Origin of the sequence: Streptomyces sp. NPDC059477, from assembly GCF_042749375.1 — a bacterium.
In the GTDB taxonomy this organism is placed as follows: Bacteria; Actinomycetota; Actinomycetes; order Streptomycetales; family Streptomycetaceae; genus Streptomyces.
The window spans coordinates 1-4730 of sequence record NZ_JBHYUG010000154.1 but is presented as its reverse complement, the minus strand read 5'-3'; the positions used below and the strand labels follow the sequence as shown (position 1 = coordinate 4730).

Annotated in this window: 8 protein-coding genes and 1 pseudogene; all 9 read left to right on the top strand. The window is 73.0% G+C overall.

Features of this window, described 5'->3' with window-relative positions:
• Positions 1 to 162 precede the first annotated feature (162 nt).
• Complete coding sequence (locus tag ACFXAZ_RS38450) at positions 163 to 513, top strand: hypothetical protein (protein WP_384601388.1); 351 nt, start codon at positions 163 to 165, stop codon at positions 511 to 513.
• Positions 510 to 1172, top strand: a complete 663-nt coding sequence (locus ACFXAZ_RS38445) for a hypothetical protein (protein ID WP_384601385.1) — start codon at positions 510 to 512, stop codon at positions 1170 to 1172. The genes ACFXAZ_RS38450 and ACFXAZ_RS38445 overlap by 4 nt, the downstream gene beginning before the upstream one ends.
• Positions 1169 to 1891, top strand: coding sequence for a hypothetical protein (locus tag ACFXAZ_RS38440; protein WP_384601382.1), 723 nt, complete (start codon positions 1169 to 1171; stop codon positions 1889 to 1891). The genes ACFXAZ_RS38445 and ACFXAZ_RS38440 overlap by 4 nt, the downstream gene beginning before the upstream one ends.
• 53 nt (positions 1892 to 1944) lie before the next feature.
• Entirely contained in the window at positions 1945 to 2202 is a 258-nt protein-coding gene (locus tag ACFXAZ_RS38435) for a hypothetical protein (protein ID WP_384601379.1), read from the top strand.
• A gap of 12 nt (positions 2203 to 2214) precedes the next feature.
• Positions 2215 to 2799, top strand: a complete 585-nt coding sequence (locus ACFXAZ_RS38430; protein ID WP_384601376.1) for a hypothetical protein — start codon at positions 2215 to 2217, stop codon at positions 2797 to 2799.
• A gap of 42 nt (positions 2800 to 2841) precedes the next feature.
• The gene (locus ACFXAZ_RS38425; RefSeq protein WP_384601373.1) at positions 2842 to 3540 is read left to right on the top strand and encodes a hypothetical protein; all 699 of its coding nucleotides are present in this window, start codon (positions 2842 to 2844) and stop codon (positions 3538 to 3540) included.
• Between the two features lie 163 nt (positions 3541 to 3703).
• A complete protein-coding gene (locus ACFXAZ_RS38420) occupies positions 3704 to 4000 on the top strand; it encodes a helix-turn-helix domain-containing protein (protein WP_384601370.1) in 297 nt (98 codons plus the stop codon).
• 111 nt (positions 4001 to 4111) lie between these two features.
• On the top strand, positions 4112 to 4342 hold the full coding sequence (locus ACFXAZ_RS38415; protein WP_384601367.1) for a hypothetical protein: 231 nt from the start codon (positions 4112 to 4114) through the stop codon (positions 4340 to 4342).
• Positions 4343 to 4521: 179 nt separating this feature from the next.
• A pseudogene (locus ACFXAZ_RS38410) lies at positions 4522 to 4730 on the top strand (hypothetical protein); the annotation flags it as partial.

Sequence of the window (4730 nt, the reverse complement as noted above, 5' to 3'; positions counted from 1 at the left end):
CACACCCCCCCCACACCCCCAAGCACCCAACAACAACCACGAGACCCCCCCCCCCCCCCACACACACCCATACCCCCCCCCGCGCGCCCTGGCGAGCGCGCGCGCGGAACGCAGGCGCACGCGCGTACGAGCTGGGACGCCTGTCATTACTATCCGGTAGCCATGGCCGGGTCACACCGGCCGGAAAGAACGATCACCATGGACGCCCAGCACCACCACCACGACGACATCCACTACGCCGTGTCCAGCGCCGCCTTCACCCTCAGCGACACACGCTGCGCCCACGGCGACCCGGCCGTCGACAGCGACCTCACCGGCACCCCCTGCCAGCCCGGCGCACTGCCCGACCACATCAACGTCCTCATCCCGCGCTGCGGGTTCGCCGACATCGTCGGCGGCATCATCGCCCAGATCCGCCACCACGAAGGCACGGCCGCCGCCGACCGCTTCATCGGCACCGTCTACCTCGCCCAGACCAACACCCGCCACCAGATCACCCGGAACGCACGATGACCGGGCCCGCATGCCGCACCCGCGGGTTCAGGCTCCACCTCGGCACCGGCGAGACCCTCGGCGGCGCCGTCCTCCCCTCCGGCCGCGCGTTCGTGGTCGATGACCCCGAGTACGGACTCGCCTCCGCCGCCCCGTCCCTGGACGAACTGCTCACCGGCTACCACCACGCCCGCCTCGAATGGGCCCCCGACGGTGCCACCACCGCACTCGCCGAGATCCGGCGCCTGTGCGAGCTGACCATCAGCACCTCCGTCCGCGTGCACGCCATCGAGCAGGCCCGCGACACCCTCACCGTCATCGACCGCATCATGGGTGCCGATCCACGCGACACCGTCACCGAGGCCGAGGCCGCCGCGACCCTCGCCCGCAACTGCCCTGACAACGCAGCCGTGATCCGCTGGTGCGCCGACCGGACCCGCGCCACCGACGATGATCCCGACGTCCAGGACGCCGCCGACCACCTCCACGACCTCGCGGCCACAGCAGAAACGGACACCACCCCCGTACAGAACCGGGCCGCCCTGATCCGCTGGTGCGCCATGACACTCCACTCGATGGGCGGTCCCTACCCCGTCGTGCGGGCCGCCGAGTATCTGGAAGACCTCGCCACCGAAGCCGACGAAGCACAGCAGCCCGCCACCCCGGAGACCTCACCGTGAGCATGTGCGCCGTCTGCCACCGCGACGCCGACCCGGGCCTCCACGCCTGCCCCGCACACCTTGCCGAACTCCGCGGCTGGCTCGCCGAACTCCCGCGCCTGGTGCAGCTCCTGGCGGACGAGTTCATAGCCGCTGGCGGCGCTCCCGCCCAGGGCCGCCTCGGCGGCACCGGCCGCGCCACCGCACCCGTCCCCGTCGACCTGCGCGTCCTCAACCTCCTCGGCCCCGGCCACGTGGACCCGCAAGGCCCCGACGACGACGGCGACATGCCCATCCTCGCCCGCCTCAGCGGCTGGGCCGGATTCATTGCCTACCGCTACACCGCCGTCACACGCGACCACCACGGCACCATCCACACCCAGCCGTGCGAACAGGCCGTACCCCGCCAGGGCGGCACCGTGGCCGGCTGGTGCGCATGGCTCACCGCCTACCTCCCCCACGCCGCCACCCACACCTGGATCGGGGACCTCCACCACGACCTCGCCCGCCTGATCCACCGGGTACGCGACCTCACCCACACCGTCCCCCACGACCACCCCGTGCCCGCGCCGTGCCCCCGCTGCGACGCCCGCGCCCTGCTCGCCACCGACGGCCAATGGGGCGTCACCTGCCACGCCTGCGGCCACCACCTCACACCCGACGCCTACACCGACCACGCCGCCACCGTGGTGCGCGCCCACCAGGACCAGACCACCCGCCAAGAGCTGACAAAAAGTTGACACTTCAGCCGATCACCAGGAATCGGCCCCGCCCCGGAGGAACACTCACCCCCATGCCACGACACCCCGCACGGCGCGCTTCCAGCCGCCCCGCCCGACACGACGCCTTACCCACCGGCCACGCCCCCACCGGCTCCAGCGGCCCGTCCCCGGTCCAGGTCCGCCTCATCGGCGACGACACCGCCGTACGCCAGCTGGTCGCCGCGCTCCAGGCCGCCGCGCAGTGCGGGCCCGCCTCCTACCGGCCCACCCGCGACAGCGACGGCACCCGCGCCTACCTCGACATCATCGTCCCCGCCGACAACGCCTGACAGGAGGACCCGATGGACCCCACCCGTATCGCCCCCGGGCTGACGCTCACCGAGGCGCAGTACGCCGTCGCCGCCGAGGCCATCGCCACCCACCTGCCCGACCTCGCACCGCTCACCTGGAACCGGTTCACCGCAGCGTCCGGCTGGTGGCTCGTGCCCGAGCGGGACGGAGACCTCGCCAAGGCCGAACTCGTGCTCCAGGAAGACCACCTGGAGCGCACCGTGAAGATCAACCTGTGGTTCCTGCCCGACCTGCGCGACGCCGCGCCGCGCCCCCATTCACACCCCTGGGACTTCACCGCCCGCATCCTCACCGGCGGATACACCGAGACCCGCTACGAGGCCCGCACCGACCGCATCGACACCGCCGAGGTCCAGCACCTCGCCGGCGGCGCCAACCCCATCGACCGCGCGACCTATCACGAGGTCACCGGCCTCCACGCCGCTCCCGGCGACACGATGACCCTCATGGTGTGCGGGCCCGGCGAGCGCGGCACCTGGGGCTATCTGGACCCGGACACCGGCACACACAGCCGCCCCGAGGCGGACCCGACCTTCCCCGAGCGGCTGCGGCGCCTCAACCCGCACCGCCACTGAGACCCCCCACACCCCCGACCACCGGCGAAGGGAACCACCCGCATGACCCAGGCAATCCGTACCGGCCACGCCACCCGCGAAGGGACCGCCAAGGACAACGCCGACTCGGCCACGGTCTACACGATGGCCGACGGATCCGTGGGGGCCGCCGTGATCGACGGCATAGGCCACGGCCCCCACACCAGCCGCACCGCGCCGCTCCTCGCCGAGGTGGCCGCCCGCTACGCCGCCCACCGCGGCGCCGTCCAGGGCATCCTCGGTGCCGGCCTTCTCGTCGCCGACCCCGGCCCGGACGGCGACGAGGCCAACGCCGTCGGCGTCGTCGCGCGCACCTACGGAGACGGCATCCGCGTCGCGTGGGTCGGCGACTGCCGCGCCTACAGCTGGAACGGGGAGCAACTCGCCCTGCACACCACCGACCAGACCATGGCCCGGTGGGTGGAGCAGTTCGGGCCGCCGGTCGACGTCACCCAGGCGTACGGCGCCTGGATCCGTGTCTCCCTCGCCACCGCCACCATCGCCACCGTCAGCGAGATCGAGGTCACCGACCCGCTCGTCATCCTCACCAGCGACGGCGTGCACGACCAGACCCCGCACGACGTGCTGGTGGACCTGGTGCGCGAGCACGCCCACGATCCGCAGGCCCTCGCCGACGCACTCGTTGCTGCCGCCCAGCCGGACGAGGCCGGCTACCGCGACGACTCCACCGCCATCGTCATCCACCGCCCCGCCACCGGCTGACCACACCGGGCAGGACGGGCAACGGCCGCCACCAGGCCCGACCAACATCGACAAGCCCCCCGGCAACGCTGTAACGTCGAAGCAGCAGCTACGCCCTGCCCAAAAACCACGAAGGCCCCGTGAGCACCCACCGCTCCCGGGGCCTTCCCCATGCTCGCGGGAGGTGACCGTGCCCCCCACCGGCCCCAAATTCCCCAACCCCCCACCCGACCGGATCCGGCCCGGAACCCTCCTCACCGCCGCCGAAGCAGCAGCCCACCTCGGCGTCAAACCCGGCACCATCCGCCAGTGGGCCCACCGGGGCAAGATCACCCACATCCCCGGCACCGGCCCCCGCCTCTACCACCTCGGCCCCCTCGCCCAGGCAGAACTCGACACCTGGAAGAACGGAGCCGACCGTGCCGACCGCGGCGGACGCCACCCCGACTTCAAGCCCTGCACCCGACCCCCCCCCCCCTGAACCCCCGCTGCCCGGCGGGCCGCACACCCCGCCCCCGGCGCCCCAACGCCCGCGCGGGCAGCTTCCGGGCAGCGGGAGCAACTCCCGCCGGTCCCAGCGCGTTAGACAGATATGAGCAACGAAGCCCCGGGCCACACCCGCCCGATGACCATCCGCTACGCGGTCGGGAGCCAGACCCACGACATCGAGGTCATCAGCGGCGATCTCGACCTGCGCGGCCACGTGAGCCGGCTCGACCCCGGACCAGGCCGGGAATGGACCCGGTTCAGCCTGCCCGGCGGCGGCGAGGTCGCACTACGCACCAGCGCGATCATCGCGATCCTGGTCCCAGGCACCGGCTGACCACCACTACCGCGGCCCGCCCGCACCCGGACCCCGCCGAGGGGCGCCGAGATGCTCCACCACACACGCGCACGGGCGACCGGGCAGCGGTCACACGTCACAGAACAGCCACACCACGCGCACCCGTCGTACACGCCGCGCCATGATGCCCCCTCAGCACCAGAGTCCTTGGGGAGACCATGCGCAACAGAACCACCCTCGCCGCCGCCTTACTCGCCCTCGCTGCCCTCACCGCCAGCTGTAGCAGCGACAACAACGACGACCCGCCAGCCACGGCGACCACCAGCCCTGCCGCGGCGGGGGGCCCCGCGGGCGGGGCCGTCGGCCCCGCGGGGCGTCGGGCAGGGGGCGACGCAGAGGCGGCGCGCGAGAGAAGGCGCCGGGGCGC

What these genes read in the sequence shown, in the direction of transcription:
- ACFXAZ_RS38450 (WP_384601388.1), top strand. Translation starts at nt 163, where the DNA reads ATGGCCGGGTCACACCGGCCGGAAAGAACGATCACCATGGACGCCCAG.
- ACFXAZ_RS38445 (WP_384601385.1), top strand. Translation starts at nt 510, where the DNA reads ATGACCGGGCCCGCATGCCGCACCCGCGGGTTCAGGCTCCACCTCGGC.
- ACFXAZ_RS38435 (WP_384601379.1), top strand. Translation starts at nt 1,945, where the DNA reads ATGCCACGACACCCCGCACGGCGCGCTTCCAGCCGCCCCGCCCGACAC.
- ACFXAZ_RS38430 (WP_384601376.1), top strand. Translation starts at nt 2,215, where the DNA reads ATGGACCCCACCCGTATCGCCCCCGGGCTGACGCTCACCGAGGCGCAG.
- ACFXAZ_RS38425 (WP_384601373.1), top strand. Translation starts at nt 2,842, where the DNA reads ATGACCCAGGCAATCCGTACCGGCCACGCCACCCGCGAAGGGACCGCC.
- ACFXAZ_RS38415 (WP_384601367.1), top strand. Translation starts at nt 4,112, where the DNA reads ATGAGCAACGAAGCCCCGGGCCACACCCGCCCGATGACCATCCGCTAC.